The organism is Bowmanella sp. JS7-9, assembly GCF_004329715.1.
GTDB lineage: Bacteria > Pseudomonadota > Gammaproteobacteria > Enterobacterales > Alteromonadaceae > Pseudobowmanella > Pseudobowmanella zhangzhouensis.
This window is the reverse complement of sequence record NZ_JXSY01000018.1, coordinates 180,913-205,361: the sequence shown is the minus strand read 5'-3', so window position 1 is coordinate 205,361 and position 24,449 is coordinate 180,913. Positions and strand designations below refer to the sequence as shown.

At 49.7% G+C, this 24,449-nt stretch carries 32 protein-coding genes and 1 tRNA gene; 14 read left to right on the top strand and 19 right to left on the bottom strand.

Annotated elements, in window-relative coordinates; translation table 11 throughout:
- Nucleotides 1–6: 6 nt before the first annotated feature.
- The 4 genes from TK45_RS10485 to TK45_RS10470 all read right to left on the bottom strand — a co-directional run bounded on the left by TK45_RS10485 (nucleotide 7) and on the right by TK45_RS10470 (nucleotide 1,860).
- Nucleotides 7–264 carry a hypothetical protein gene (locus TK45_RS10485; protein ID WP_131258606.1) on the bottom strand — a complete coding sequence of 86 codons (258 nt, stop codon included), beginning with the start codon at nucleotides 262–264 and terminating at the stop codon, nucleotides 7–9.
- 22 nt (nucleotides 265–286) lie between these two features.
- The gene (locus TK45_RS10480; RefSeq protein ID WP_131258605.1) at nucleotides 287–487 is read right to left on the bottom strand and encodes a hypothetical protein; all 201 of its coding nucleotides are present in this window, start codon (nucleotides 485–487) and stop codon (nucleotides 287–289) included.
- 53 nt (nucleotides 488–540) lie between these two features.
- A complete protein-coding gene (locus TK45_RS10475) occupies nucleotides 541–1,026 on the bottom strand; it encodes a 3TM-type holin (RefSeq protein WP_131258604.1) in 486 nt (161 codons plus the stop codon).
- 288 nt (nucleotides 1,027–1,314) lie between these two features.
- A complete protein-coding gene (locus TK45_RS10470; RefSeq protein ID WP_131258603.1) occupies nucleotides 1,315–1,860 on the bottom strand; it encodes a hypothetical protein in 546 nt (181 codons plus the stop codon).
- 404 nt (nucleotides 1,861–2,264) lie between these two features.
- On the opposite strand from TK45_RS10470, the gene TK45_RS10465 reads away from it, so the two are divergent.
- From TK45_RS10465 to TK45_RS10420, 10 genes are all read left to right on the top strand, one after another.
- Complete coding sequence (locus TK45_RS10465; RefSeq protein ID WP_131258602.1) at nucleotides 2,265–3,149, top strand: DNA cytosine methyltransferase; 885 nt, start codon at nucleotides 2,265–2,267, stop codon at nucleotides 3,147–3,149.
- 73 nt (nucleotides 3,150–3,222) lie between these two features.
- Entirely contained in the window at nucleotides 3,223–3,699 is a 477-nt protein-coding gene (locus TK45_RS10460) for a RadC family protein (protein ID WP_131258601.1), read from the top strand.
- Nucleotides 3,696–3,953 carry a hypothetical protein gene (locus TK45_RS10455; protein WP_131258600.1) on the top strand — a complete coding sequence of 86 codons (258 nt, stop codon included), beginning with the start codon at nucleotides 3,696–3,698 and terminating at the stop codon, nucleotides 3,951–3,953. Before TK45_RS10460 ends, TK45_RS10455 begins: the two co-directional genes overlap by 4 nt.
- The gene (locus TK45_RS10450; protein WP_131258599.1) at nucleotides 3,944–4,405 is read left to right on the top strand and encodes a hypothetical protein; all 462 of its coding nucleotides are present in this window, start codon (nucleotides 3,944–3,946) and stop codon (nucleotides 4,403–4,405) included. Before TK45_RS10455 ends, TK45_RS10450 begins: the two co-directional genes overlap by 10 nt.
- A gap of 102 nt (nucleotides 4,406–4,507) precedes the next feature.
- Nucleotides 4,508–4,834, top strand: coding sequence for a DUF2958 domain-containing protein (locus TK45_RS10445; RefSeq protein WP_131258598.1), 327 nt, complete (start codon nucleotides 4,508–4,510; stop codon nucleotides 4,832–4,834).
- A complete protein-coding gene (locus TK45_RS10440) occupies nucleotides 4,831–5,106 on the top strand; it encodes a hypothetical protein (protein WP_131258597.1) in 276 nt (91 codons plus the stop codon). The genes TK45_RS10445 and TK45_RS10440 overlap by 4 nt, the downstream gene beginning before the upstream one ends.
- Nucleotides 5,107–5,116: 10 nt before the next feature.
- Entirely contained in the window at nucleotides 5,117–5,407 is a 291-nt protein-coding gene (locus tag TK45_RS10435; protein WP_131258596.1) for a hypothetical protein, read from the top strand.
- A gap of 80 nt (nucleotides 5,408–5,487) precedes the next feature.
- Entirely contained in the window at nucleotides 5,488–5,913 is a 426-nt protein-coding gene (locus TK45_RS10430) for a hypothetical protein (RefSeq protein ID WP_131258595.1), read from the top strand.
- 11 nt (nucleotides 5,914–5,924) lie between these two features.
- The gene (locus TK45_RS10425; protein WP_131258594.1) at nucleotides 5,925–6,215 is read left to right on the top strand and encodes a hypothetical protein; all 291 of its coding nucleotides are present in this window, start codon (nucleotides 5,925–5,927) and stop codon (nucleotides 6,213–6,215) included.
- The gene (locus TK45_RS10420) at nucleotides 6,208–6,549 is read left to right on the top strand and encodes a hypothetical protein (protein WP_131258593.1); all 342 of its coding nucleotides are present in this window, start codon (nucleotides 6,208–6,210) and stop codon (nucleotides 6,547–6,549) included. The genes TK45_RS10425 and TK45_RS10420 overlap by 8 nt, the downstream gene beginning before the upstream one ends.
- Before the next feature lie 40 nt (nucleotides 6,550–6,589).
- Here the strand turns inward: TK45_RS10420 and TK45_RS10415 are convergent, their stop codons facing one another.
- From TK45_RS10415 to TK45_RS10390, 6 genes are all read right to left on the bottom strand, one after another.
- Nucleotides 6,590–6,856 (bottom strand): hypothetical protein, encoded by a 267-nt coding sequence (locus TK45_RS10415; protein ID WP_131258592.1) that lies wholly within the window; start codon nucleotides 6,854–6,856, stop codon nucleotides 6,590–6,592.
- A 23-nt stretch (nucleotides 6,857–6,879) separates the two neighbouring features.
- The gene (locus TK45_RS10410; RefSeq protein ID WP_131258591.1) at nucleotides 6,880–7,260 is read right to left on the bottom strand and encodes a RusA family crossover junction endodeoxyribonuclease; all 381 of its coding nucleotides are present in this window, start codon (nucleotides 7,258–7,260) and stop codon (nucleotides 6,880–6,882) included.
- Between the two features lie 405 nt (nucleotides 7,261–7,665).
- Nucleotides 7,666–7,935 (bottom strand): hypothetical protein, encoded by a 270-nt coding sequence (locus TK45_RS10405; protein ID WP_131258590.1) that lies wholly within the window; start codon nucleotides 7,933–7,935, stop codon nucleotides 7,666–7,668.
- Nucleotides 7,925–8,512 (bottom strand): hypothetical protein, encoded by a 588-nt coding sequence (locus TK45_RS10400; RefSeq protein ID WP_131258589.1) that lies wholly within the window; start codon nucleotides 8,510–8,512, stop codon nucleotides 7,925–7,927. Before TK45_RS10400 ends, TK45_RS10405 begins: the two co-directional genes overlap by 11 nt.
- Nucleotides 8,454–8,735 carry a hypothetical protein gene (locus tag TK45_RS10395; RefSeq protein WP_131258588.1) on the bottom strand — a complete coding sequence of 94 codons (282 nt, stop codon included), beginning with the start codon at nucleotides 8,733–8,735 and terminating at the stop codon, nucleotides 8,454–8,456. The genes TK45_RS10400 and TK45_RS10395 overlap by 59 nt, the downstream gene beginning before the upstream one ends.
- Nucleotides 8,736–9,155: 420 nt before the next feature.
- Nucleotides 9,156–9,242, bottom strand: a tRNA-Leu gene (locus TK45_RS10390).
- Nucleotides 9,243–9,415: 173 nt separating this feature from the next.
- On the opposite strand from TK45_RS10390, the gene TK45_RS10385 reads away from it, so the two are divergent.
- The gene (locus TK45_RS10385) at nucleotides 9,416–9,919 is read left to right on the top strand and encodes an RDD family protein (protein WP_131258587.1); all 504 of its coding nucleotides are present in this window, start codon (nucleotides 9,416–9,418) and stop codon (nucleotides 9,917–9,919) included.
- Nucleotides 9,920–9,922: 3 nt separating this feature from the next.
- Here TK45_RS10385 and lptG read toward each other — a convergent pair whose 3' ends face one another.
- Both lptG and lptF read right to left on the bottom strand, forming a co-directional pair.
- On the bottom strand, nucleotides 9,923–10,984 hold the full coding sequence (gene lptG / locus TK45_RS10380; RefSeq protein ID WP_131258586.1) for an LPS export ABC transporter permease LptG: 1,062 nt from the start codon (nucleotides 10,982–10,984) through the stop codon (nucleotides 9,923–9,925).
- Nucleotides 10,981–12,084, bottom strand: a complete 1,104-nt coding sequence (gene lptF / locus TK45_RS10375; protein WP_131258585.1) for an LPS export ABC transporter permease LptF — start codon at nucleotides 12,082–12,084, stop codon at nucleotides 10,981–10,983. Before lptF ends, lptG begins: the two co-directional genes overlap by 4 nt.
- Nucleotides 12,085–12,321: 237 nt before the next feature.
- Between lptF and pepA the strand changes: the two genes are divergently transcribed.
- The 3 genes from pepA to TK45_RS10360 are packed head-to-tail and all read left to right on the top strand — an operon-like array spanning nucleotide 12,322 to nucleotide 17,040.
- Nucleotides 12,322–13,827 carry a leucyl aminopeptidase gene (gene pepA / locus TK45_RS10370; protein ID WP_131258584.1) on the top strand — a complete coding sequence of 502 codons (1,506 nt, stop codon included), beginning with the start codon at nucleotides 12,322–12,324 and terminating at the stop codon, nucleotides 13,825–13,827.
- Nucleotides 13,827–14,279, top strand: a complete 453-nt coding sequence (locus tag TK45_RS10365) for a DNA polymerase III subunit chi (RefSeq protein ID WP_131258583.1) — start codon at nucleotides 13,827–13,829, stop codon at nucleotides 14,277–14,279. Before pepA ends, TK45_RS10365 begins: the two co-directional genes overlap by 1 nt.
- Complete coding sequence (locus TK45_RS10360) at nucleotides 14,272–17,040, top strand: valine--tRNA ligase (protein WP_131258582.1); 2,769 nt, start codon at nucleotides 14,272–14,274, stop codon at nucleotides 17,038–17,040. Before TK45_RS10365 ends, TK45_RS10360 begins: the two co-directional genes overlap by 8 nt.
- Nucleotides 17,041–17,125: 85 nt before the next feature.
- Here TK45_RS10360 and TK45_RS10355 read toward each other — a convergent pair whose 3' ends face one another.
- From TK45_RS10355 to TK45_RS10325, 7 genes are all read right to left on the bottom strand, one after another.
- Nucleotides 17,126–17,713, bottom strand: coding sequence for a YdeI family protein (locus tag TK45_RS10355; protein ID WP_165490760.1), 588 nt, complete (start codon nucleotides 17,711–17,713; stop codon nucleotides 17,126–17,128).
- 7 nt (nucleotides 17,714–17,720) lie between these two features.
- Nucleotides 17,721–18,947 (bottom strand): alanine--glyoxylate aminotransferase family protein, encoded by a 1,227-nt coding sequence (locus TK45_RS10350; protein ID WP_131258580.1) that lies wholly within the window; start codon nucleotides 18,945–18,947, stop codon nucleotides 17,721–17,723.
- Nucleotides 18,948–19,056: 109 nt separating this feature from the next.
- Nucleotides 19,057–20,100, bottom strand: coding sequence for a chemotaxis response regulator protein-glutamate methylesterase (locus tag TK45_RS10345; protein ID WP_131258579.1), 1,044 nt, complete (start codon nucleotides 20,098–20,100; stop codon nucleotides 19,057–19,059).
- A gap of 3 nt (nucleotides 20,101–20,103) precedes the next feature.
- A complete protein-coding gene (cheD, locus tag TK45_RS10340) occupies nucleotides 20,104–20,751 on the bottom strand; it encodes a chemoreceptor glutamine deamidase CheD (RefSeq protein WP_165490759.1) in 648 nt (215 codons plus the stop codon).
- Nucleotides 20,723–21,553 carry a CheR family methyltransferase gene (locus TK45_RS10335; protein ID WP_131258578.1) on the bottom strand — a complete coding sequence of 277 codons (831 nt, stop codon included), beginning with the start codon at nucleotides 21,551–21,553 and terminating at the stop codon, nucleotides 20,723–20,725. Before TK45_RS10335 ends, cheD begins: the two co-directional genes overlap by 29 nt.
- A 17-nt stretch (nucleotides 21,554–21,570) precedes the next feature.
- Nucleotides 21,571–23,937 carry a methyl-accepting chemotaxis protein gene (locus TK45_RS10330; protein WP_131258577.1) on the bottom strand — a complete coding sequence of 789 codons (2,367 nt, stop codon included), beginning with the start codon at nucleotides 23,935–23,937 and terminating at the stop codon, nucleotides 21,571–21,573.
- Nucleotides 23,938–23,942: 5 nt separating this feature from the next.
- Nucleotides 23,943–24,449 carry a chemotaxis protein CheW gene (locus tag TK45_RS10325; RefSeq protein WP_131258576.1) on the bottom strand — a complete coding sequence of 169 codons (507 nt, stop codon included), beginning with the start codon at nucleotides 24,447–24,449 and terminating at the stop codon, nucleotides 23,943–23,945.

The following is a 24,449-nucleotide window of genomic DNA, read 5'->3' as shown; positions in this document are numbered from 1 at the left end:
TTCCTGTTATCGCTTTTGTTCCAAGATGAGTTGTTTCAGTTCATCGAGGGTTTTTTCGATACGGGCAAGGTGTTGAAGTAATTGGTGTTGTGTCACAAACGTTTCCGCCACATGCAATTTGTAATCAGATAGGTTTGATTTGTTTTCCGCCGCTAACTCCGTAGCCTTGTTGATCCGTCCGAAAAGTGAGTGAAAAAACGGCACCGCCACTAGGTTAAGTAGTGCGATCACCATGACAATGACGTGATAAAAACTTATTTCCACAATGACCCCTTAACCGACAACGCTAAAAAGCATCCCCAAACGTTCCCACCAGCAAAGGCGAGATTTCCATAAAGAATTCGTTGTCGATAACGTCTGTCTGGGCCATATCCAAAATGATTTCGGTCAATTCTTCGACGCTAAACTGGTCGTAAGGTGAACGGTCGTAGATATACCAATCTTCTATGCCTGGGCAGGGACAATCTGCCGCGTGAACGTCATGCAAGGAACACATATAGTCGTCGCAGTTTTCGCAATGCACCCATGGCGTGATGAACTTTATTTCAGCCATTGGGATTCACTGCTACCGGTTGCTAGACGGCTAAGTTTATTGGTGTTGCCGCTGGCCCGTTCATACGAGCGACCAAGCGACCACGTTGCCACAATGCCACCCCACGCCGCCCAGAAGTCGGACGGAAGATCAAACGGCGTGGCAGCGCCGGTTGCCCATAAGTTTACGAGGGGTACAACGACATAATTGATAAATATGATGAATAGTCCGAAATAGACCACAGTTGGACGCGCGCGCTTTGTGTAGGTGTCCCCTTGGGACAATTCCGCTACCAGGATTCTTTCCTTAGCTTGCAGATTCGCGCGCAGGGTTTGTTCCATTTCGCTTTCGCGTTTCTGGATAAGGGTTTCCATTTCCACAGCAAAGCGCTGTTTATCTTCGTCGGTGGTGATAAACCGATCCGCCACGTTTGCCACATCGGACACAAGCGAACCCAACCCGCCTTTCAGCAGGGACGTAAGCCAAGGAACCATAGTGTTTTCCAGAAATTGAAAAAATTTTTTTTGGGAAAAAAGGGGTGGACACGACTCCACCCCATAAGGGAGCGAGGTACTCACAATGAAGATAGTTCGGTTTTTTTTGGTCAATGGCGGGGCAAAAAAAAGCCCCAAGCAAGGACATACAAGGGGCTTTTTCCACCATAGATGCTAAGGGTTCATCAAAGGAAGCCGACCAAAGCAAACCAAGAATCAACACCCCTAGCATGGTTAAAAGATAACCGTTTTGTGTCGCAGCGTCAATCCGAAAAATATTTATTTTGTTTATTCGTTCTTCATTTGACGATAGCGCGCCGAAATTTTTTGCATCGCGCTGTTATAAATGCCGAAAACATGCTCGTAAATTTTTTCGTAGCATTCCCGAAATTTCCCGTTATACAGGCTCTGGCGCGCCATTCCTGCGGCCTTGGCGAGACTGGTAATTGAAAAAGGACGTAAATTGCTACCCAGACACCTAGTACAGTCGGCATCCCCCCCGCATCGGCACAGGACGCCATGGGGGTGCCGGACAATCATCTCGACCACGCCAGATGCGACCCTGTAGAACGATGAATCGTCGTTTGGTGGTATTTCCTTGCCATGGATTGCATAGAATTCTGCCCTAAACCACATATCCGCGTAGATTTTCAGCTTGAGTTGGCTAGAACGATCCAATAGTTCAATGGCGTAGACGGCCAGTAGCTCTGTTTCGTCCAAGCCAGATAGTAAGTCGGCATGTTCTGTACGGGTTAAGCGCTCATTAGACGGGCCACCAAAGGCACTGGGTTCTAATGACATTCCTTTAGCGGTTAATTGGGTGAGTATCTTCATTGTATGGGCCTTTTACTGGGTTAAACGTGTGTGTTCTTGTCAGCTTTGGTCAGTAGGCCATGGTGGGTATATGTATGTTTAGTGCGCTTATTTGTACATTTATGTACATTTATTGTTGATTTAGTGTACAGGGACGCACTATATTGATAACGGGATAGTATCAAACAGCAACTATCCATACACCATAGAAATGACCAAAAGACCAAAGGATCAACAATGGACAATAATGCAGACTCTACCTGCTATGTACTTTCCGCCATATTTGGGGCTGTAACGGCCTTAGCGCTGTTTTCTCAACCTCACCTAGCATTTATGCCTGCTATAGCAAGTGCGCTCTACTGGCTTCTGGGACGTTTTTTCGCGTACCAAGATCGCTTATCCGGGTCGAAAACCGGAGAAGCCGAATGAGCATTAAAATCAATAGCTACTTTTCGGGGGCCGGTCTGATGGACGTTGGCTTAATGCAAGCCGGTTGCCAGATTCAAACCGCTTTTGAGATTGATAAGAATGCGTGCGCGACGTATCGGGCCAATCTGGGCGATCACATTACCCAAGTAGATATAAGCCAGTTGCTAGTGACTGAACAACCGGATTGCGATGCTATGGTGTTCACTTATCCGTGTGATAAATACGCGACAAGTGCAGACATACACGGCACGCGAACCGGTGACGACTTGTTCTTGCACGCTCTACGCCACTTGGCACTTAAACGGCCCAAAGCGTATGTAGTCGAAAACGTTATGGGTATGCGCAAATTCCCTGTAGTCATGGAATGCCTGACGAAGTTGCCTGATTACTATATTTGGTGCTTTGCGCCGGTTAAGGCCCAATGGTGGCTACCACAAAAGCGCGACCGCTTAATCATCTTTGGGACTCGGACACCCTTTGCGCCGCGTCCACCTGTAAATACTCGGCCCGTTTCGCTGGCAGAGATAGTCGAAAAGGATCCACAGGTATCTATACCGCCGTCGATGTTCACGCGGTTAAACGGTGGTGCCAATTACCGTGATAAGCCGATTATTTCTGACCCTGCACGGGGCGATATTGCGCCGTGCGCAGTGGCTCACTATGGCAAAGACAAGACCACGCGATTACTTGCCGATCCACGTTTCAAAGGTGGCGTGCGTCCATACAGTGTGCGCGAGTATGCAAGGCTGCAAGGTTTACCGGATTCGTTTAGCTTTCCGGTCGCTGAAAGTCACGCATATAAGCAGATCGGCAATGGCGTACCTGTACCACTGGGCCGGTGGCTTGGTGGCGAGTTAAAGCGCTATTGCGCGACGGCATAGGCTCAGCTAATGCGCCTAGTCACTGGGCGCATTGACGGGGCTTTTACCCGATACCACCATAGGACAAGTATTTATGACCACAATTACCCAATTTGCGCTGACTGCTGCCGAACAGCGCGCCGTTTATCGTGCTAATCAAATTTTGAACAAGTATGCACGCAAACACCCTGAATTTTTTACGTGTTGCAATCACGCTAAAGACTACGCATTCAACACCCTATCTAATCGCGCCCATGAATGCTTTGCAGTTGTCTATCTGGATAGCCAGCATAGATTGATTGACGTTGAAATTGTCTTTGAGGGGACGATAGATTCTGCTGCTGTCTATCCGCGCGTTGTCGCACGTAAAGCGCTGGAACAAAACGCGGCTGCACTAATCCTGATGCACAATCACCCATCTGGCATAGCAGAACCAAGCCAAGCAGACAAGGCAATCACAAAACGGTTACAGGATGCTTTGGCCCTTTTTGATATTCGCATTATCGATCATCTGGTAGTCGGTTGTAGTAATGGATCGGTAGTGTCATTCGCTGAACGGGGTCTGATATGAGCCGTCAATCTGTTAGCTATTACATCGCCAAGCACTTTATTACAGCGCTTGCCTATGGCGATACATCGGGCCTGACTGAATATGAAGAACTGGGCCTGCTTATTTTTGAATCGAATCTCCCATGGGCCAATGGCTCATGGGAATACCCGACTGATGAAAGCCATGATGATTTTAAACGTTGTCATATCACCGGCAAATTATCCGATTGCGCTCTAGTCCACTACCACCAATGGGAGCAAGTATCATGCAACTGAATACCGATATTTTTTACACTATGACACTCAGCGCTATTGCGCTGGGTGATCCCGATAGCGATGCGCATCATAACGCGATTGTCGATGCAGCAAAGTTGGCCCCAAAATTTCCACTTGTACGCATGGAAGAAACCGGCGATCTCGAATTGTACGAGGTTTTTCACCTGCTCGACGTTACCGTGTGGTACAGCCCATCAAGAAACCTTTATTTTTTCGCACATGACTTACAGCCTTACTACGTCACTTTCCATTTAGAGGGCGATAGTACCCACCATATTTGGTGCGATGCCGTGGACGATGGAAACGCTGAAGATGCTGCCGTTGAAGTCATTAGCGAGACATTCAATTGCGATGTAAATGACGTGCATATCGACACAATAATCGCCGGTTATCAACTCAAAGTGCAGGCTGATAAATACCTGCGCGAAGTCGTGTCTTACACGGGTGCCTAGTTGTCCAGCTAATGCGTCCCCCCCAGGGCGGCGCATTGACGGGCCAATTTCAACCCGATTAAACGTCTATCTGCCAATAGACACACACCAAAGGACAAGACAATGAAATTATTAACTCAAGCAATCATTAAGCAATTACCCGCACTGCGCTCAACTGACGGCAGCGGTGACAGACCTATTATCTGCAAGTTTTTCACCCCATGGACTAACTGGACGTGGTATGTACTAGAGGGCGAACAACAGCCCGATGGTGACTGGCACCTGTACTGCTTTGTCGAGGGCCACGAAAAAGAGTTTGGCTTAGTGTCGCTTAACGAACTGGCCGCAATTAAAGGCCCGTTTGGCCTGCGCATAGAGCGCGATCTTAGATACACCGGCATGTTATCCGATGTTTGCGATGTGTTTCGCTCAGAGGAAAAAAGCGCATGAAAATGAAACCCGAACACTATGCCGTCTTAGAAAAAGAGATCAACGCCACGTTGGATCGTCATGGACGGCAAGCGCTTATACGTGAATACGAACACGGCCAATTTGCGCGCGCTGATAAAGTCAAAGACCTGCAAATGCGATTCTGCTTTGACTTGGCGTATGGTGCCGGTCTGACGCGGTTTATCTGTGACACCCTGTTTCAGTATCTGGACTCGTCGCACGTCTACACCGCGTTAAAGCGCATCTGTCCAACCGTTGAACGTAAGTATTGAGGGTAAACAAATGACATTCACTCAACTGTTAACCCTGCTTAAAGCTAACGCTGAATCGGCGGAATGTTGTTTAGCCGATCCCAACGTAGCTTACGACAAAGGTTACTTACACGACGCACGACAAGCCGCGTTTGACGCTGCAAGCGCTATGCGTGTTTTCGACCGTGAAAACCCAGATAAGCTGGACGTTTTAAAAGCGATGCTGGAACACGTCGAAAGCGAATTGATTGATTTGGGTATTTCACACAGTTCAGTTCGTGTAGCTATCCAAGAAATCACTTGGTTCAAAACCGGATATTAACAGCTAAAGCGCATCTTAAATGGTGCGCTTTGACGGTTGATATAAACCGACACCATAGACCAATGACCAAAGGTAACTATATGAAATACTCAAACATGCTTTATAAGCTAATGTGCGACGTGCATTCCTTTTTAGATGCTGCACAAATAGAAATCACAATGGCAAACCGCGACGTAGCCTATCGCGCCTTGGCCGATGAACCCAAGCCGTCACTTTGTCAGCTTGGTTATGAACTGCTGCTATCCAAAACTACCCGACGCGGATTACCCATCATTCAATTGCCGTTTCGTGGCCGGTTAACTGCCACTTTCAAACCGCGCAATCTGGACTTCATTGTCGAGTATACCGGCGGTGTTCACTTGGACGAATGGCTCAAACAACGCCCCCCAGGATCTAAGTATCGTTTGTTGACTTGGCCGCAATATGAGCGAATTTGCGCCGATTATCATACCGATCAGTTACTGGATCGCGCTGCTACGTCCACGAAATTACATTCAGTCGCATAAGGTGAGCCAAAATGAACACAGCAACACAGTACAAAGCAACAAACCCTACTCCGTGCAGCGAAGAAGAATATTGGGATCTGTTAGAAGTCTTGCCCCCGCGCCGTTGGTGCCGTCTTGGCGTGTGGGAAGTCTTTTACATGATGGAACCCATCACAGACACCCTGTATCACTGGGGCGCAAAGCATATCCCGTCGAACACCCATTACCAGTTCATCGACAGCGCAACAATCAGCGCACACGATCTGCTTAACAAACTGACACCGGTTACACCGTCACCTAAAAAGGAGTCAAACAATGGCTAACGGACAATTTGAACTAACCCTGTTTGCACAAGGCACAGACTGGGAACAACCTGAATCCGATGAACTGTTATGCTCAGTCAATGGTGCGCGTGTGAAGTTTGCACGCCGCCTATGCAGTTGGACACCCAAGATAGATATTTTTGTTTCTATCAATAACGGCCCATTTAAAACAGTCGTATATAACAACGACAACGTAACACCCGAAGTCATTGCCGCTTGGCGCGAAGCCGAACAAAAAGCATTTAAAAATCGTAACAGTGGCCGCGACGACTTATCGCTCTGGATGAAGCCGATTTTACACACAACAAATCAGCGTTTGAGTGGTGCATCTTAGGTACACCCAAAATGCACCTTGCGATAAACAAAAAAGGCGCTTAATGCGCCTTTGTTTTTTGTCCGGTTAACATTCGCCAGATACTCTGGCCCATATACACAAACAAGTGACCGTAAAACCACCAGCAAAACCACACAATAGTAATCGCAATCACGCTGTATGCAATGACAACTGTACCGTAGACAAGCAGTAATAACGTCAGCGCTGCAAACGCATAAAACCACCACACGCCCAGTAAAAAACTGGCGATTTCAAACGTCGCTTTTACTGCACTGAAAAATCCTGGTAATTGAGTTTGTTTTCCCACACAACACCCCCTTAATCATCTGCCTAAATAGTAGCAAACAAATCCGCTTTTTCTATTTCCACTTCAACACGCGGATCACCCTCATAACTGCCTTTGCGCAACTTCAACAAATTGGCCCCGATAAATTGTTCATCATCTTCAATTACACGCGCATCGACCAACGCATCAAACAGCACCTTATTCAAGTTATCAATATCACGCCGCCTTGTATCTGGCAGCATCAACGTGACACTAATCACTAAATCACCGGACAACATTATATCGGCAATACCCGCTGCCGATAAAATCAGCCTAACAGCTTTGGTGTACTCTTTTCCCGCAGTTGTTTTATACAGCCGACCGGTTTGCTTATTCATCCGATACAACGCATTGACACTTACAGGATAAGGCAAGTTGAATTTCATACATCAACCCCGCTAAAAACACGGCCCATTATACCTGTTCAGCGCATTTATTCACACCGCCTGTCAATTCATCGGGGGGAGAAACTTTTAAGTAGTTTCTACCCCTCTGTGACATGATTTTGCGGATCAGAGAAATTAACGGATCAGACGTGTCACAGAGATTCAACAAGTACCAAAGAATACCACTACAACCCGCATTCTGCTGCATTTTCTCTGATCCATCTGATTTTTGTCCCAAAACGGATCAGAGACACAATTCACACAAAAAATTTTCTCTGTGACACGTCAGAGACATCATCAGCGGATCAGAGCATACACACATATTATCAACACACTTATCCACAGATTTTAGGTAAGAAAAAAGCCAGCGAAGCTGGCTCTTAAAAGACTACGGTGCGCGCCGGATCAGTCGCGTTTTTGGCTGGCCCGTGCTTCAAATTCTGCGCGCATATTGTCCAGCAAACGACCTAAATCTTGCGTCACCATCATTGCCGCTTCCTTGGCAGCGCGCAAGTACACCAACCGGTGAGAATGAAATAGCGCCGTTAAGTGAAACGCCACAAACACCCATGCCTGCCAATCGTCGAGCGAATATTCAGTCAGCAAGATAAACAGGATTGTCGTGCCAACATACGGTGCCGATTCAATAAACTGCCTGACAAATTCACTGCGCATTTTTACGACGCCCCCGTTTTGGTTTCAGTGCTGCATACTTGGGTTCTTGCGGTTGCATATTGCATTCAATTTCCCATGCAATGCGTTGCATTTCAGCTAAGGCAATCGCTTCGCTTCGCGTCCGTTGCCAATATCGCGGATTTTCTTCAAATCTAAATGAACGCTTTTTATTAGGGAAAAAAGGATGCGACACGACGATTACGTCATAGTATTTTTTGCCACCCTGAAGCATTTTTGACGATTTTGTTTGGTGCAAACCAGTGATTAAATCCTGGTGACACGCTCGAATACGTTTCGCTCTCGTTTTAGGCACCAATCCAATTTCTGCAATCTTTTGGTTTCGCCAAGAAACAGCTTCTTTAAGCGCTTGTTTGTCTGTTCGCATGGAAGATATACCAAAGAATTTGGTATGGCGGCCCTTACCATCGCGCACGGCATTTATTCGCACCCAGTAACCTTGCGGGTGAACACTGATAAAACGATAGCCAGATTGACCAACGCAGGAAAAATCCCAGTCCTTATCCTTTTTCATCATCAGATGCCGTGTTTTCTTGCGATTTAATAAATTGTCCAGCATAGGCTTCTGCGAAGTTTCTGCCAGTTTCAAATATATTGGTAGCGCTTACATGCTGAACCAATAAATCAGCAATAGTGTGCATAATATCTTGCTGCATCTTTATTAGCGCAATGCACGCTTCCGGTACAACTTCACCACTAATCATGGCATCAATGTGACTGGTCACAATATCGTCCATCATTGCTACTGTATTTACGACCTGACTGACTTTCCCATTAGGCATGACAACTCACCTACACCCTTTCTTATTTCATTTAGGTCTAAATTAGAACGGAATGAATTTAACGGAACCGTCATAATCAGGCAATAAAAACCGGTAGAAATAATGCGCAAACGACTAATTTTTAAACGCTTTTTGGGAATAATCTCTCAAATCAAAAAGCGTACAAAACGCGACAATTCTTTTGTTTACAAGGCAAGGGTATCAGTCTTATTTTCCGGCCCTTTTGCCGAATTTGGGTTTTAAAATAGTGATAAATAATGATAAAAAAAGACCCAACCGAACGCGCGTCCTTTTGTCTACCATTTTTGTCTACCATTTAGGGGTATTTGGGGTGTTTTTTGGGTATTTCGGGGTATTTGGTACTTTGAAGAAAGCCGACCTACTGAATGGCTGTAGGCCGCATTTTTAAAGGCTTTAAGGTGGTGCCAGAGGTCGGACTCGAACCGACACATCGGTTAGGATGGCGGATTTTGAATCCGCTGCGTCTACCAATTTCGCCACTCTGGCATAGATTTTATTTTTGTCGTTTTACCACTGTTTCCAGCGGCTATCGAGGGTCGCCATTATAGCGATGTGCTTTACCCTTGCAAGCGTTTTATTATGGATTTTCCACATTCTCTTACTCATGCCCATGCTTGCTGGTAAACTGCCTCCAATCACAAGTCAAAGTTGTTGTTTTTATGACCAATTTTCCTCGCGCGACGCTAATTCGCCGCCTTGCCGCAATGCTATATGACACCCTGGTCGCCATTGCTATCGGCATGGTCGCCGCTCTGGCCATTTTGCTGGTGTTTATGGTGCTATTTCAAAATGGTCAGCTAGACACACAAGGTCACACCCATTTGAGTGACTGGCTTAAATCCAGCCCTTTATATACCCATCTGGTGCAGTGCTGGGTGCTGTTCTGGGTGTGTGTATTTTTTATGTGGTTTTGGCGTAATGGCGGACAGACCATCGGCATGCGTGCCTGGCGTTTACGGATTCTGAGTACCACAGAGCAGCCCATCACCTACCCTCGCGTGGCATTGCGTATGCTCTGCGCGCTGGGTGGACTGGGTAATCTGTTATTGCTCATAGACTGGAAAAACCGCCTCAGTCTGCAAGATCGCATCGCCAACACAGAGGTGGTCTTTCTCAGCGAGCAGGCCAACCACCATCGCAGTTGGCGTGGTTTAAACGGCTAACGCCTATTTGCGGACCAGATACGCGGCCAGTCCGGCAAACAGCGCACTGGGTAACAGCGCGCCAACCAGTGGCGGCAATTGATATACCAGGCTCATGGGACCGAATACTTCGTTAGCTATAAAGAAGCCAAAGCCGGTTAGCACTCCCATGATCACCCGGGCGCCCATGGTCACGCTGCGCAGCGGGCCAAATACAAATGACAGCGCCAGCAACAACATAATCCCTACGGATACGGGTTGCAGCACTTTACGCCAAAACGCCAGTTCATAACGCCCGGCATCCTGACCGTTGTTGTGCAGATACGCTACATAATCCAGCAGGCCACGAATGGACAGGGCTTCCGGCTTAACCGCCACCACGCCCAGTTTATCCGGAGTTAATTGCGACTCCCAGCGGGTTTCTTTACTAGGCGCGACATCAATATAGCCCTCACTGAACTCGGTGACTTCTACGTTTTTCAAACGCCAGCTGCTACCGCTAAAAATGGCAGAATCGGCGGTGGTAATGCTCTGCAATGCCATCTCAGCACCGAAATGTAAAATCCTGACATTGGCCAGTTCAGTTTTACTTCGTACCTCGCCGATACTGACAAAATCGTCGCCATCCTTAGCCCACACGGCATTACCGCCGGTAAACAGGCTACCGCCAGTAATTGCCTGGGTGCGTAATTCTTTGGCCTGCGCTTCAGTCACCGGCGCAACCCATTCGCCCAGCGACATCACAAATAACACCATCAGCAGCGCAGTTTTCATCGCCGAGCCGATAATGTTGGCGCGGCTCATGCCTGCCGCCTGCATCACCACCAACTCGCTATTGCTGGCCAATATGCCCATGCCAATCAGGCCACCAATCAGGGTCGCCATGGGGAAGAACATCTCGATTTCACGGGGCATACTCAGCAGGATATACACGCTGGCGATTAACATATCGTAGGTGCCGCGACCGACAAACTTAAGCTGCTCGACAAACTTCAGCAAACTGCTCAGCCCCACCAACACCATCAATGACATAAAGGTGGTGCCGATAAGGGTGCGCGCCAGATACAGATCTAATATCTTGATCATGCCTTTCTCCCCTTGAGCTGGGCGCGGATTCTCACGCCGAAGGTGCGGCCACGTACCAGCAGGAAGGTGCCAATCAATAACATCACAGCATGTACCCACCACAGGCCCAGATTGGCGGGGATCTTGCCATCTTCGAGTAATTTGCGCCCGGCCATCAATAGCATGAAATACCCCAGATACAGCATCAGTGCAGGGAACATTTTGCCGAAACGCCCCTGGCGAGGCTCGACCGCGCTAAGCGGCACGGCGATCAGAATCAGAAACGGAATAGACAGCGGAATCGCAATCCGCCACTGTAATTCGGCCAGTGCATCCAGGCTATCGTCACCAATCAGTTCCTGGGTTGGATAGGCGGTTAACTTACGCCGTTGTTGTTCAGTTTGCTGCTCGGCAATCTGCACCTGATACTCGGCAAATTCCACCACCTGAAAGTCACGCTGGCCTAGGCTACCTTCATACTGAGCGCCCTCGGCCAGAACGAGTTTTTGCGCACCATTAGACTCGGTTTCCACTTTGCCGGTCTGAGAATAAATCAAATGTAAGTCTTCACTGCCTGGCGCCTTTTGGCGCACCAAAAAAACCCCTTCCAGCTGGTTGTCTTCATCACCGATGTCGTGCACAAACATCACGGCTTGTTTATTAGCGGTTTCCTGAAAACGCCCCGGAATCAGGGTCGTCAATCCGGTTTCGGCACCTAATTTGTCTTCCAGCTGATATTCCTGCTCTACCGCCAGTGGTGCCAGCCACAGGGTTAAAAAGGCAGTAATCAGCGCCATTAGCCCACCCAGCGCCAGTGTTACGCGGGTGACATACCATTCACTGATGCCACAGGCGCGCATCACAGCCATCTCACTGTCCGCGTAAAAACGGCCATGGGCCAGCATAATGCCTAAAAATAAACTCAGCGGTAACACCAGTGCCGCCAGCACAGGTAATTGCAAGGAAAGAAAACTTAATACGGTATTGGCCGGAATATCGCCGTTGGTGGCTTCAGCCAGTACACGCACAAACTTTTGCGTAATAAATATGGCCATTAAGACCAGAAAAACTGCCACCTGAGACTTTAATGTCTCGGACAACAGATAGCGGAAAATCAGCACAATTAACCCTGTTTTGTTGCGGCCCGGCGCAAATAAATTACGGCCTATTAAACCGCGTTACAGCGCGCGGTTCAAACAATGAAAACTGCCATTTTTGGTGGCATACTGCAAAATTTTAAGTAAACTTACCATTTTCACAAGTTTAATTTGCTAATCCGCGCCCGCAGAAGGGCTTTTTTTCGCGAATCAGCAAGTAAAGTCTGATAAACACAGAGCTTTTGAGGGGGCTAATCAGCCATGGAATTCAGTGTAAAAAGTGGCAGTCCGGAAAAACAACGCAGTGCCTGCATTGTTGTCGGTGTCTTCGAACCACGTCGTTTAACACCGGTTGCTGAGCAACTGGATGAAATCAGCGGCGGCTACATCAGTAACCTGATCCGTCGTGGCGATCTGGAAGGCAAAGCCGGCCAGATGCTGTTACTGCACCATATTCCCAATGTACTGAGCGAGCGCGTCTTGCTGGTTGGTTGTGGTAAAGAGCGTGAACTGGACGAACGTCAGTACAAGCAAATCGTCGCCAAGACCATCAGCACCCTGAATGAAACGGGCTCGATGGAATCTGTGTGTTTCCTGACTGAACTGCACGTGAAAGGGCGCGATACCTACTGGAAGGTCCGTCAGGCTGTAGAAACCACCCAGGCCTCGCTGTACACCTTTGACCAGCTCAAGAGTAAAAAGTCGGATCAACGTCGTCCGCTGCGTAAACTGGTTTTTAATGTCCCTACCCGCCGCGAACTGTCTATCGGTGAGCGCGCCATTACTCACGGTTTGGCTGTAGCAGAGGGCATGAAAACCACCCGTGATGTGGCGAATATGCCGCCGAATATCTGCAACCCTCAATACCTGCACGATCAGGCCGCTAAGCTGGCTGAACAGTATTCGCCGTTGAGTATTGAGCGCGTCGGCGAAGCGCAAATGCAGGAATTAGGCATGAACGCTTATCTGGCCGTTGGCCGTGGCTCTGAGAATGAGTCAGTGATGACAATCATGCGCTATGAAGGCGGCTCTCAGAATCAGGCACCGATTGTCTTAGTCGGTAAAGGCCTGACCTTTGACTCAGGTGGTATTTCAATCAAGCCCGGCGAAGGCATGGACGAGATGAAATACGATATGGGTGGTGCAGCCGGGGTACTGGGTACCATGCATGCGATCGCCGCCCTGAACTTGCCACTGAATGTTATCGGTGTACTGGCTGGCTGTGAAAATATGCCAGACGGTAAGAGCTATCGCCCGGGCGATATTCTCACCACAATGTCAGGTCAAACCGTCGAAGTGCTGAATACCGATGCGGAAGGCCGCCTGGTGCTGTGCGATACCCTCACCTATGTGGAGCGTTTCGAGCCGGAGTTGGTAATCGACGTGGCAACCCTGACCGGTGCCTGTGTCATCGCGCTGGGCAAATATGCCACCGGCCTGCTAAGCAGCCATAATCCGCTGGCTCATGAGCTACTGAATGCCTCTGAGCAAAGTGGTGACCGCGCGTGGCGTTTACCTTTATGGGATGAGTATCAGGAACAAATCGAAAGCCCGTTTGCGGATATGAGCAACTTAGGTGGTCGCCCGGCTGGTACCATTACTGCCGCGTGCTTTCTGTCGCGCTTTACCCGCAAATATAACTGGGCGCATCTGGATATTGCCGGTACCGCATGGAACAGTGGTAAAAACAAAGGGGCGACCGGTCGTCCGGTGCCTATGCTGACCCAGTTCCTGATTAATCGTGCAGGCATTCAAACTGAAGATTAATGGCTAACGTCACTTTTTACCTGCTGGAGCAGGATGATCCCAAACAGGCCAGTGAACTGGCCTGTTTACTTGCCGCCCGGCATTTCCGCCAGCGTCAGCGCAGCTTTGTATGTTGTGCCGATCAAACTGGCGCAGAAGCTGTGGACGAACTGATGTGGCAACGCCCCGCCGAGGGATTCGTACCACACAACCTGCCGGGGGAAGGCCCGGCCAATGGCGCACCAGTGCAAATCGGCTGGCAATGGCGTCAGGCCAATCAATGCCAGGTGCTAATCAACGTCAGCCACAGCATGCCAGCCAGTTTATCTGGCTATCGCTTTATTTATGACCTGGTACCTGCGGATGAAGCAGGTAAGCAGGCAGCAAGAGAACGTTATAAACAATACCGGGCCGCTGGCCATCAACTGGATACCCGCCCGGCACATGAACTTTTTGAGACGAACCATGGATAAAACCTTTAATCCCAATAATATTGAGCAGGCCTGTTACCAGCAGTGGGAACAGCAAGGCTATTTTGCCGCCAGTGGAAAAGGCGATCCGTACTGTATTCTGCTGCCACCACCCAATGTGACCGGTAGCTTGCACATGGGCCATGCATTCCAGCACACCATTATGGATGCGCTGACCCGTTACCATCGTATGAAAGGCGATAACACCCTGTGGCAATGTGGTACCGACCACGCCGGTATTGCCACCCAGATGGTGGTTGAGCGTCAACTGAACGCGCAGGGTAAAACCCGTCACGACTTAGGTCGCGAAGACTTTGTGAAAAAGATCTGGGAATGGAAAGAACACTCCGGCGGCACCATTACCTCGCAAATGCGCCGTATGGGCACCTCCTGTGACTGGACCCGTGAAGCCTTTACTATGGATGACGACCTGTCTGAGGCCGTCAAAGAAGTGTTCGTTCAATTATTCGAAGAAGGCCTGATTTACCGTGGCCAGCGTCTGGTGAACTGGGATCCGGTGCTGCACACCGCGGTATCCGATTTAGAAGTGTTGAATGAAGAAGAAGACGGCTTCATGTGGCACATGCGTTACCCGTTGGCCGATGGCAGCGGTGAGTTAGTGGTAGCCACTACCCGCCCGGAAACCATGCTCGGCGATACCGCGGTAGCGGTACACCCGGATGATGAACGCTATCAGGCATTTATTGGCAAACAGATCAAACTGCCAATTACCGGCCGCTTAATTCCTATCGTTGCGGACGATTACGTAGATATGGAATTCGGCACCGGCTGCGTGAAAATCACCCCGGCCCATGACTTCAACGACTATGACATCGGTAAACGCCACGATCTGGAAATGATCAACATCTTTACTGCCGATGCCAAAGTGAACAACAACGCCCCAGAGGCCTACCGTGGTTTGGATCGTTTCGATGCGCGTAAGCAAATCGTCGCCGATTTAGAAGCTGCCGGGGTACTGGTAAAAGTTGAACCGCATAAACTGAAAGTACCACGCGGTGATCGCACCGGAGCGGTGATTGAACCTTACCTGACCGATCAATGGTATGTGGCGGTGGAGTCACTGGCCAAGCCGGCGATTGAAGCGGTGGAAAGCGGCGAAATCAAGTTTGTACCGGAGAACTGGAGCAAAACCTACTACCAGTGGATGTACAACATTCAGGACTGGTGTATCAGCCGTCAGTTGTGGTGGGGCCACCGTATCCCAGCCTGGTATGACGACAATGGCAATGTCTATGTTGGCCGCGACGAAGCAGAAGTACGCAACAAACATAATCTGAGTGCCGATATTGCACTGCGTCAGGATGAAGACGTGCTGGATACCTGGTTCTCCTCTGCCCTGTGGCCATTTGCGACCATGGGCTGGCCGGAAAAAACACCAGAACTGGAAACCTTTGTGCCGTCTTCCGTGCTGGTAACCGGTTTTGACATCATTTTCTTCTGGGTTGCCCGCATGATCATGATGACCAAAAAATTCACCGGCAAAATCCCGTTCAAGGAAATCTATATCACCGGTCTTATCCGTGACGAACAGGGCAACAAAATGTCCAAGTCCAAGGGTAATGTGCTGGATCCTATCGATCTGATCGACGGTATCGAACTGGACACGCTGGTAGAAAAACGTACCGCGGGCATGATGCAGCCGCAACTGGCGGAAAAAATCGCTAAGCGCACCCGTGAACAGTTCCCGGATGGCATTGCTGCCTACGGGACCGATGCGCTGCGCTTTACTTTCGCCGCCATGGCGTCGACCAGCCGCGATATCAACTTCGATATGGGCCGCGTGGAAGGTTACCGTAACTTCTGCAACAAGCTGTGGAATGCTTCGCGCTTTGTGCTGATGAACACCGAGGAGCAAGACACGGGTAAAGACGGTGGCGAAATGGTGCTGTCATTAGCCGATAAGTGGATCTGGGCCAAATTCCAACAGACCCTGCAAACATTCGAACAGGCGCTTGGCACCTATCGTTTCGACTTAGCCGCACAGGCAGTGTATGAATTTACCTGGAACCAATTCTGTGACTGGTATCTGGAGCTGGCTAAACCTGTTCTTAATGCAGATAGCAGCACTGAGGCGCAGAAGCGCGGTACCCGTCATACGCTGGTTAACGTGTTAGAAAGCCTGCTACGTCTGATGCACCCGATTATGCCATTTATCACCGAAGAAATTTGGCAGCGTGTGGCACCACTGACCTCCGTCAGCGGTGAAAACAGCATTATGATGCAGCCATTCCCGCAGTTCGATGCCAGCAAACTGGACGAAGCAGCACTGGCGGATATCGAGTGGGTGAAACAGGTCATCGTGGGCGTGCGTAACATCCGTGGTGAAATGGATATCGCACCGAGTAAGCCACTGAATGTATTACTGAAAAACGCTACCAGCGACGATCTGCGCCGCAGTGAAGATAACCGTTTGCTGCTGACCAAAATGGCACGTCTGGAAAGTATGGACATTTTGCCTGCTGGCGAAAAAGGCCCAGCGTCTGCCAGTGCTATCGTCGGTGAAATGGAAGTGCTGATCCCGATGGCCGGCCTGATTGATAAAGATGCCGAACTGGCGCGTATCAATAAGGCGCTGGAAAAGCTGCAGGGTGACTTCAACCGCACCAATGGCAAGCTGTCTAATGAGGCGTTTGTGGGCAAAGCACCGGAGGCAGTTATCGCCAAGGAGCGCGCCAAACTGGCCGAGTTCCAGCTGCAAATCGATAAGCTGAATGAGCAAAAAGCCACCATCGAAGCGCTGTAAATAGTTTCAGCCAAACACAAAAAAGCCGGTTAACTTAACCGGCTTTTTTAATCTCTGCTTTGTTTAATCTTTGCTATTGGCGCGATTAACAGTTTTTATATTTATCGTTCAGGCCCATCCCTGCTTTTATCATCGGGATAATCTTATCCAAACGTTTGTGCTTGGTGGCTTCCTGTTTCGCCTCAGTAATGTAATCGGCATAGTCCCGCTGCTTACCCGGAGACAGGCTATCAAAGGCCGATTGCAGCGCGGCATCGCCCGCCAGTGCCTGACAAAAGGGTTCAGTGATAGTCAGTTGCTTGGGTGCCAGCTGAGGAGTCCCGGTACCTTGTTGATGGGCGTGTTTGACCTGTGCCAGCAACCCGGCAAGATACGCTTCATCGAGTGTATCGCCGGCGCTAAAGCGCCATTGGCGCAAGGTTTGGGTCTTGCCTTCCTGGGCATTGAGCAGTCTGTTCTGTGGATCGTTGAGTAACACGCCGTTAAAGAACCAAACCGCGCAGTGCTGTTTAAAACCGCCAAGGCCAACCAGGTTTTTACCATCCAGCATATATACAGGCGCATTCCATTTTATCGCGGCACTGAATCCGTGCGCCAATAATAGATTATGAGCCAGCGCCAACTGCGGCCAGTTGGCGTGCTTATTCAGGTAATTGACAATCGCTTCGTCCATGAGCTGGTCAGGCAATTTGCCGGGGCGATGCCGGTGGAAATTCGAATTTATCCAGCGTCGCTTCCAGCGCGGCCACACCCGCTGGCACATCCACGTCACTTCCCAGAGCACGCAGGCTGCTGCCCAGCGCGTGCAAGGTACGGAAAAGGTTATGCGAGCGGCACTGCTCGCCCATTTGCCCGATACGCACAATATTGGCACCAAACGAGCCAGAGATTTCTACCCGATAGCGCTGGGACATGTAGCTGAGCAGTTGTTTGCCCTCAATTCCATTGGGGACCTCGATGCCCACTACGGAATTCAGGCGCGAAGATGGCGCAACAAATAATTTCAGGCCCATTGACTCCAGCCCCGCCTGCAGCGCAAGAGAACAGCGCAAATGGCGTTCAAACCGGCTTTCCAGCGTCTCGATACATATCAGGCGCAGTGCTTCATGAATGGCCAGAATCCCGGAAACCGGCGCCGTATAGTGATAAGACTTCTGATACCAGAATTTATCGGCAAGTTTGGCATCCAGGCACCAGTGACGCAGCGTATCGGTGCGGGCGCTAATGTGTTGCCACGCCCGTTCAGAGAACGCCACCAGTGATATACCCGGAATGCAGGATAATCCTTTCTGGCCACCGGTGATCACCGCATCGATTCCCCAGGCATCCATTTCCAGTGGCATAGTGCTAAGGGTACAGACCGCATCAACAATCACCAGACAGTCATACTCACGCGCTATTCTGGCAATGGCCTGCAGGTGCTTATTGCAGATGGTGTTGGATGTCTCCCCCTGTACTATGGTCAGTACCTGAGGGCGATGTAAACGCAAATAACGCTCAACTTCTTCCGCTTGCGCCGCCTGGCCTTCGGCAACTTCAAGACGCGTTACATCGGCACCCAGTCGCTGGGCCATTTCCGCTAACCGACCACTGAAAAAGCCATTAATAACACTCAGTACCTTACTACCCGGCACGACCAGATTAGCCACGGCCATTTCCATGGCCGCCGATCCGGGGCCGGCGACCCCTAAAATTTGGCCTTTTTCGGTCTGAAACACGTAGCGGGACATGGCTTTGACCTGCTCGATAACCTGCGACATGGTATCGCCAAGGTGATTGATCACAATGGCATTGGCGGCTGCCACCCGCGCGGGTACCGGAACCGGGCCTGCGCCCATCATCAATAACGGTTCTTCGGGGAGAATATTGTCCAATGGCACAATATGCTTAGGTACACTCACTTGCACGGGAAGTCCTCGATTTTAAAGGGTTAAACACAGCTACCCCGAGAGTAAATCGCCGTGTCAGGCTGTGCAACTAGCAAGTGGGAGAAATCCGTGAAATAGTCGCTTTATCCTAGAGGCGGCTACCAGCCTTAACTTTCTGCAGGTACTGAATCATTGCTTCGGCAATCTCACCCAGTGGCAGTATTTGCGCCGCTGCGCCCAGATTAATCGCAACTTTAGGCATACCAAACACCACGCAACTTTTCTCGTCCTGACAGATAGTATGCGCACCGGCTTTACGCAAATTCAGCAAACCCTGTGCGCCATCCCGCCCCATACCGGTCAACAGTGTGGCCACCACATTCTGACCGGCGGACTCCACCAACGAGTCGAACATCACATCTACCGAAGGTTTATGTCCGCTGACCCGATCGCCATCATCCAGTTTAATGCGGTAGTCCGCGCCGCTTCTGACAATACGCATATGCCGATCGCCGGGAGCAAGATAGGCATTGCCAGGTAACAGGCGTTCGTCGCCTTTTGCTTCCACAACTCTTAACCTGCTCAGGCTGTCCAGGCGTTTGGCATACGTAGTTGTGAATCCGGGGGGCATATGCTGGGTAATCACGGTCGCCGGTGCATTGGCCGGCAGCACCTCAATAATTTCTTTAATCGCTTCGGTACCACCGGTGGACGCGCCGATCGCAATGATTTTTTCGGTACCGGTATATTGCAACGTACTGACCGATTTCGGCGCAGATTGCACACTACGCACTTTAGACATGGCCGCGGTGCGGATCTTTTCAACAATTAACTGGCGGTATTCTTCAATACCCTGGGCGACACTAAGCTTAGGTTTGGCAATATAATCGATCGCCCCTAACTCCAACGCGCGCAACGTTGCATCCGCACCTTGTTCGGTGAGGGTGGAGATCATGATCACCGGGGTCGGCTTTGCCTTCATTAACACCTCAAGAAAACGCAAGCCATCAACCTTGGGCATTTCGATATCAAGTGTAATCACATCCGGACTGCGCTCGTTGACCAGCTTTTTCGCCACAAAGGCATCCGGTGCGGTTCCTACCAACTCCATATCCCGCTCGCTACGGATAATTTCACCTAACAAATTTCGGATTAATGCTGAGTCATCCACCACCAGCACTTTTATCGTCATGTTTCACTCCAAAAACAGGTCAGGATCGGGTGTTGTTACACTATGTTTGAGCTTAGCCTGGTAGGCCGTCTCACGTTCAAGCAAGGTATCGTTGTGCAACTCTTTAATCTTTTTCACCAGCACCTTACCGCTGGAGGGAAAGAAAAAAACCTTACGCGGGTAAATATCCAGCAAATCGCGAGCTAAAACTGGGATCTTTTCGTTATGCAGATATTCCAGCGCAAAGTCCGCATTTTTCTGTCCCACATTGATGTATTTCACATGTTTCAACACATTGCCGGCCCCAAATACTTTGGCCTCCAGGCGACTACGTTCTGCACCCAGTTTAAGCAGGTCGTTGATCAACATTTCCATCGCATACATACCGTATCTTGCTGATACCTCAAACGGCCCGGATAAGCCGGAATTATCCGAAGGCAGCAGGAAGTGGTTCATCCCGCCTATTTCAAGCTTAGGGTCGCGCAAACATACCGACACACAGGAACCCAATACCGTAACAATCATTAAATCTTCACGGGTCGCAAAATACTCCCCCGGCAGGATCTTTACCGCTTTATAGCCAAAGCGAGTATCGAAATAATGGCCGGGTAACTTGTCCTGAGCGTGCACAATTGCAGTCGGCTTACTCTGGAGCGCTTTTGACTGGTGCATATATCGTTTGACCCATAGGCGTTACCAACTCGCGCTGATGATTAAAGTTTTCAGAATGGCCCGCCACATACATGCCATTGGCTGGCATGAGCGCAATCATACGTTTTAAGATCGAGACCTGCGTGGGTTTATCAAAATAAATCATGACGTTACGGCAAAAAATAATATCGATGGGGTAACTAAGTGCCCAATTCGAATGCATCAGGTTTATTTGTTTATATAGCACCATTTTGCGCAATTCGGGCACGATGCGCACTTTGCCCTGATTGCGGCCAGTGCCGCGATGAAAAAATTGTCGGCAACGCTGAGCACTGAGTTTTTTTACCGCATCCACTGAGTAAATACCGTTTCTGGCCTTTTCCAGCACATTACTGTCGATATCCGAGGCGACAATGCTCACAGGTGTATCAAAGCTGCCAAAACATTCCGCAACTATCATCGCGATAGAATACGGCTCTTCTCCGGTACTGCTGGCTGCACACCAGATGGTCAACTTACGTTTGTTTTTCTTCAGATACTCAGCCAGCGCATCGAAATGATGGGGCTCGCGAAAAAACGCGGTCAGGTTAGTCGTCAGCGCGTTAATAAACGGCTGCTGCTCTTCCGGTGTTTTTTCCAGATAATCCAGGTAAGCCTGAAAACTTTGAATATTCAGTATCCGCAGACGGCGCGCCAGGCGGCTATACACCAGCGAGTCTTTGGAGTCGGCCAGCTTTATGCCTGCCTTGGCATAAAGCACCTGCCGAACCCGTTCAAAGTCCTTTTTACTGAAGGAAAACTCTTGTCCTGATGATTGTTTCATACGGCCTCATTCAGGACTTAGAAGCTCTCCCATTCATCATCATCCGGAGCTTGTGGCGACAACTTGTCATTTTTTGAGGCCGCAGGCTTAGCAGATTTAGCTGGGGCTCTTGCCGCAGCTGGCTTCTTTGCTGCGGCTGGCTTTTTGGCAACGGGCGTACTCGATGCCCGTGACATTTTTTGCGGTTCCTCGTCTGTTACCTTAAAGGCATTGACCCTATCTGCCAATTGCTCGGCTTGTTGACGCATGCTTTCAGCCGCCGCGGCAGACTCCTCAACTAATGCAGCGTTTTGCTGGGTCATTTCGTCCATCTGACTGACCGCTTTGGTGATCTCATCAATGCCAGTCGACTGCTCGGCCGATGCCGCTGCAATTTCCGACATGATATCGTTGACCCGTTTAATCGCGGTAACAATATCCTGCATAGTCGCACCGGATTGGGTGACCAGAGTATTACCATTGGCAATCTTACTGACCGAGTCAGAAATAAGCTCTTTAATGTCTTTCGCCGCTTCTGCTGAGCGCTGTGCCAGTGTGCGCACCTCCGATGCGACCACCGCGAAACCCCGCCCCTGTTCACCCGCGCGTGCCGCTTCAACCGCGGCATTCAGCGCTAAGATGTTAGTCTGGAAGGCAATACCATCAATCACGCCGATAATATCGGAAATGCGCTGGGCCGATTCATTAATGGATGACATGGTTGTCACTACCTGACTGATCAAATTGCCCCCCTCGACAGCCACAGTAGATGCCTGCGAAGCCAGACTGCTGGCCTGTTCGGCATTTTCCGCATTAAGACGCACGGTGCCGGTTAACTCTTCCATACTGGAGGCGGTTTCTTCCAGACTGGACGCCTGCTGCTCGGTGCGGCTGGACAAATCTGCATTGCCACTGGCGATTTCCCCTGATGCCCCCGTGATAGTCTCAACGGCACTACTGATATCACCAATGATTTGCGCCAGGTTACTACTGGTAGTGTTGCAGTAATTAACCAACTCATCGAAGGTACCGGCATACTGACGGTCAATTCGTTTGGTCAGGTCACAATCAGCTATGGCCTGCAGAATATAGGCAATATCACTCAGCCCCTGTTCGGTCGTTTCCAGCAATTCGTTGATGCCCGTGGCCATTTGCAGCATAAAGCCTTCTTTGCCTTCGGTGCTGGCACGCTCACTGAAATCTCCCTGAGTGGCTGCGGTGACCAGTTTGGCCAGTTCCTTTTCAACCCGGACTTCTTCCGTGCGGTTTTGCCATTCCACTACCGAGCCAATGCGATTATTGCTGGTGTCGAAGATGGGATTGGCAATCAGGCGGAAGTACAAATTGCCCACCTGGATCTGCGTGTCATAGGTGGTAGTGAGTTCTGCCAGTAAACGTGACTGATGCGCAGGGTTTTTATGGAAGATATCCATATTTGAACCGATGATTTTATCCACCGCAAAGTGCGGCAACGCTTTGCGTAAATCCATCTCAATACTTTTCAGCATCACCCGTACCGAATCGTTCATAAAGATGATTTCGCGATGTTGATCGGCAATCATCACATTGGTGGTGGTGGCATTCAGTGCCGAAAGAATACGCTGCGTGCGCTGTTGCTCGGCGACGAGCTGGGTGACATCCAGCCATTCCACCACCGTACCTAATCGTTTGTTGTTATCGTCAAAGATTGGATTGGCGGTTAGCTTAAATTTAAGTTTGCCGACCGTGATTTGAGTTTGATAAGTGTCAGTCAGCCGCTCCAGCAATTTGGACTGGTGTTTGGGATTCTTATGGAAAATATCCATGTTACTACCCACCACGCTGTCGACGGAGAAATCAGGCAGTTCTTCACGAAGCTCTTCCTCCACCGAGCGCAGCATTTGCTCGACCGCTTTGTTCATAAAGATAATTTCGCGGTGTTCATCCGCCACCATCACATTGGCGCTGGTGGAATTGAGTGCAGAATACAGTCGCGCCCGCGTTGTTTCCGATTGCAACAGGGTTGTTTGGTCAACCCATTCGACGACCGTACCAAGATTCTCACCATTAGTACCGCGCAATGGACTGAGGGTTAGCTTAAAGGTTAACGACCCCACATGAATGACCGACGACATCGTATCTTTAAGATTCGCCAGCATGCCACGCTGATGAGCCGGATTACGGTGAAATTGATCGATATTCTGACCGATGAGGTTATCCGCAGAGAACTGGGGTAACGCTTTACGTAACTCAGGCTCGCATTGTTTGAGTAGGTCTCTGACCGCGCGGTTAGCATAAATAATATTGCGCTCTGCGTCGGCCATCATAATGCAAGTGGTACTGGCATCCAGTGCCTGGGCATTCCGCAATGCCTGAGCGGTGTCAGACACGTTGGATAGATTGTTTAACCAATTGAGAATTCCCATATCTGTTACTCCTCATCTGAGCCGGATTTGGCTTCAAACAAGCCCAATTCCTCACTGGAAATCAGGCGCTCAATGTTGACCAGAATGACCATGTTGTCATCGACAGCCGCTAACCCGCGCAGATAACGGGAATCAAATGCGACACCAAATTCTGGAGGTGGACGAATGTCATCATCTGCCAGACGGACAACATCCGAAACGCCGTCAACCACAATGCCAACAATGCGATCCAGCACATTGAGCATAATGACGATAGTAAATTGGTTATAGGTGGCCTCGCCCACGTCAAACTTAAGACGCAGATCGATAATTGGCACGATATCGCCGCGCAGATTAATCACCCCTTTAATGAAAGGTGGCGCATTGGCAATCTTAGTCACCGGCTCGTAGCCGCGAATTTCTTTGACCGTAATAATATCCAGCGCATAGTGCTCATCACCAAGCACAAAGCTCAGATACTCATTGATGGTACTGCCCGAATTATCGTTATGCAGATGAGAATCAAAACTCAT

What these genes read in the sequence shown, in the direction of transcription:
- TK45_RS10475 (WP_131258604.1), bottom strand. Translation starts at nt 1,026, where the DNA reads ATGGTTCCTTGGCTTACGTCCCTGCTGAAAGGCGGGTTGGGTTCGCTT.
- TK45_RS10470 (WP_131258603.1), bottom strand. Translation starts at nt 1,860, where the DNA reads ATGAAGATACTCACCCAATTAACCGCTAAAGGAATGTCATTAGAACCC.
- TK45_RS10465 (WP_131258602.1), top strand. Translation starts at nt 2,265, where the DNA reads ATGAGCATTAAAATCAATAGCTACTTTTCGGGGGCCGGTCTGATGGAC.
- TK45_RS10460 (WP_131258601.1), top strand. Translation starts at nt 3,223, where the DNA reads ATGACCACAATTACCCAATTTGCGCTGACTGCTGCCGAACAGCGCGCC.
- TK45_RS10455 (WP_131258600.1), top strand. Translation starts at nt 3,696, where the DNA reads ATGAGCCGTCAATCTGTTAGCTATTACATCGCCAAGCACTTTATTACA.
- TK45_RS10450 (WP_131258599.1), top strand. Translation starts at nt 3,944, where the DNA reads ATGCAACTGAATACCGATATTTTTTACACTATGACACTCAGCGCTATT.
- TK45_RS10445 (WP_131258598.1), top strand. Translation starts at nt 4,508, where the DNA reads ATGAAATTATTAACTCAAGCAATCATTAAGCAATTACCCGCACTGCGC.
- TK45_RS10440 (WP_131258597.1), top strand. Translation starts at nt 4,831, where the DNA reads ATGAAAATGAAACCCGAACACTATGCCGTCTTAGAAAAAGAGATCAAC.
- TK45_RS10435 (WP_131258596.1), top strand. Translation starts at nt 5,117, where the DNA reads ATGACATTCACTCAACTGTTAACCCTGCTTAAAGCTAACGCTGAATCG.
- TK45_RS10430 (WP_131258595.1), top strand. Translation starts at nt 5,488, where the DNA reads ATGAAATACTCAAACATGCTTTATAAGCTAATGTGCGACGTGCATTCC.
- TK45_RS10425 (WP_131258594.1), top strand. Translation starts at nt 5,925, where the DNA reads ATGAACACAGCAACACAGTACAAAGCAACAAACCCTACTCCGTGCAGC.
- TK45_RS10420 (WP_131258593.1), top strand. Translation starts at nt 6,208, where the DNA reads ATGGCTAACGGACAATTTGAACTAACCCTGTTTGCACAAGGCACAGAC.
- TK45_RS10410 (WP_131258591.1), bottom strand. Translation starts at nt 7,260, where the DNA reads ATGAAATTCAACTTGCCTTATCCTGTAAGTGTCAATGCGTTGTATCGG.
- TK45_RS10405 (WP_131258590.1), bottom strand. Translation starts at nt 7,935, where the DNA reads ATGCGCAGTGAATTTGTCAGGCAGTTTATTGAATCGGCACCGTATGTT.
- TK45_RS10400 (WP_131258589.1), bottom strand. Translation starts at nt 8,512, where the DNA reads ATGCTGGACAATTTATTAAATCGCAAGAAAACACGGCATCTGATGATG.
- TK45_RS10395 (WP_131258588.1), bottom strand. Translation starts at nt 8,735, where the DNA reads ATGCCTAATGGGAAAGTCAGTCAGGTCGTAAATACAGTAGCAATGATG.
- TK45_RS10385 (WP_131258587.1), top strand. Translation starts at nt 9,416, where the DNA reads ATGACCAATTTTCCTCGCGCGACGCTAATTCGCCGCCTTGCCGCAATG.
- lptG (WP_131258586.1), bottom strand. Translation starts at nt 10,984, where the DNA reads ATGATCAAGATATTAGATCTGTATCTGGCGCGCACCCTTATCGGCACC.
- pepA (WP_131258584.1), top strand. Translation starts at nt 12,322, where the DNA reads ATGGAATTCAGTGTAAAAAGTGGCAGTCCGGAAAAACAACGCAGTGCC.
- TK45_RS10365 (WP_131258583.1), top strand. Translation starts at nt 13,827, where the DNA reads ATGGCTAACGTCACTTTTTACCTGCTGGAGCAGGATGATCCCAAACAG.
- TK45_RS10360 (WP_131258582.1), top strand. Translation starts at nt 14,272, where the DNA reads ATGGATAAAACCTTTAATCCCAATAATATTGAGCAGGCCTGTTACCAG.
- TK45_RS10355 (WP_165490760.1), bottom strand. Translation starts at nt 17,713, where the DNA reads ATGGACGAAGCGATTGTCAATTACCTGAATAAGCACGCCAACTGGCCG.
- TK45_RS10345 (WP_131258579.1), bottom strand. Translation starts at nt 20,100, where the DNA reads ATGACGATAAAAGTGCTGGTGGTGGATGACTCAGCATTAATCCGAAAT.
- cheD (WP_165490759.1), bottom strand. Translation starts at nt 20,751, where the DNA reads ATGCACCAGTCAAAAGCGCTCCAGAGTAAGCCGACTGCAATTGTGCAC.
- TK45_RS10335 (WP_131258578.1), bottom strand. Translation starts at nt 21,553, where the DNA reads ATGAAACAATCATCAGGACAAGAGTTTTCCTTCAGTAAAAAGGACTTT.
- TK45_RS10330 (WP_131258577.1), bottom strand. Translation starts at nt 23,937, where the DNA reads ATGGGAATTCTCAATTGGTTAAACAATCTATCCAACGTGTCTGACACC.
- TK45_RS10325 (WP_131258576.1), bottom strand. Translation starts at nt 24,449, where the DNA reads ATGAGTTTTGATTCTCATCTGCATAACGATAATTCGGGCAGTACCATC.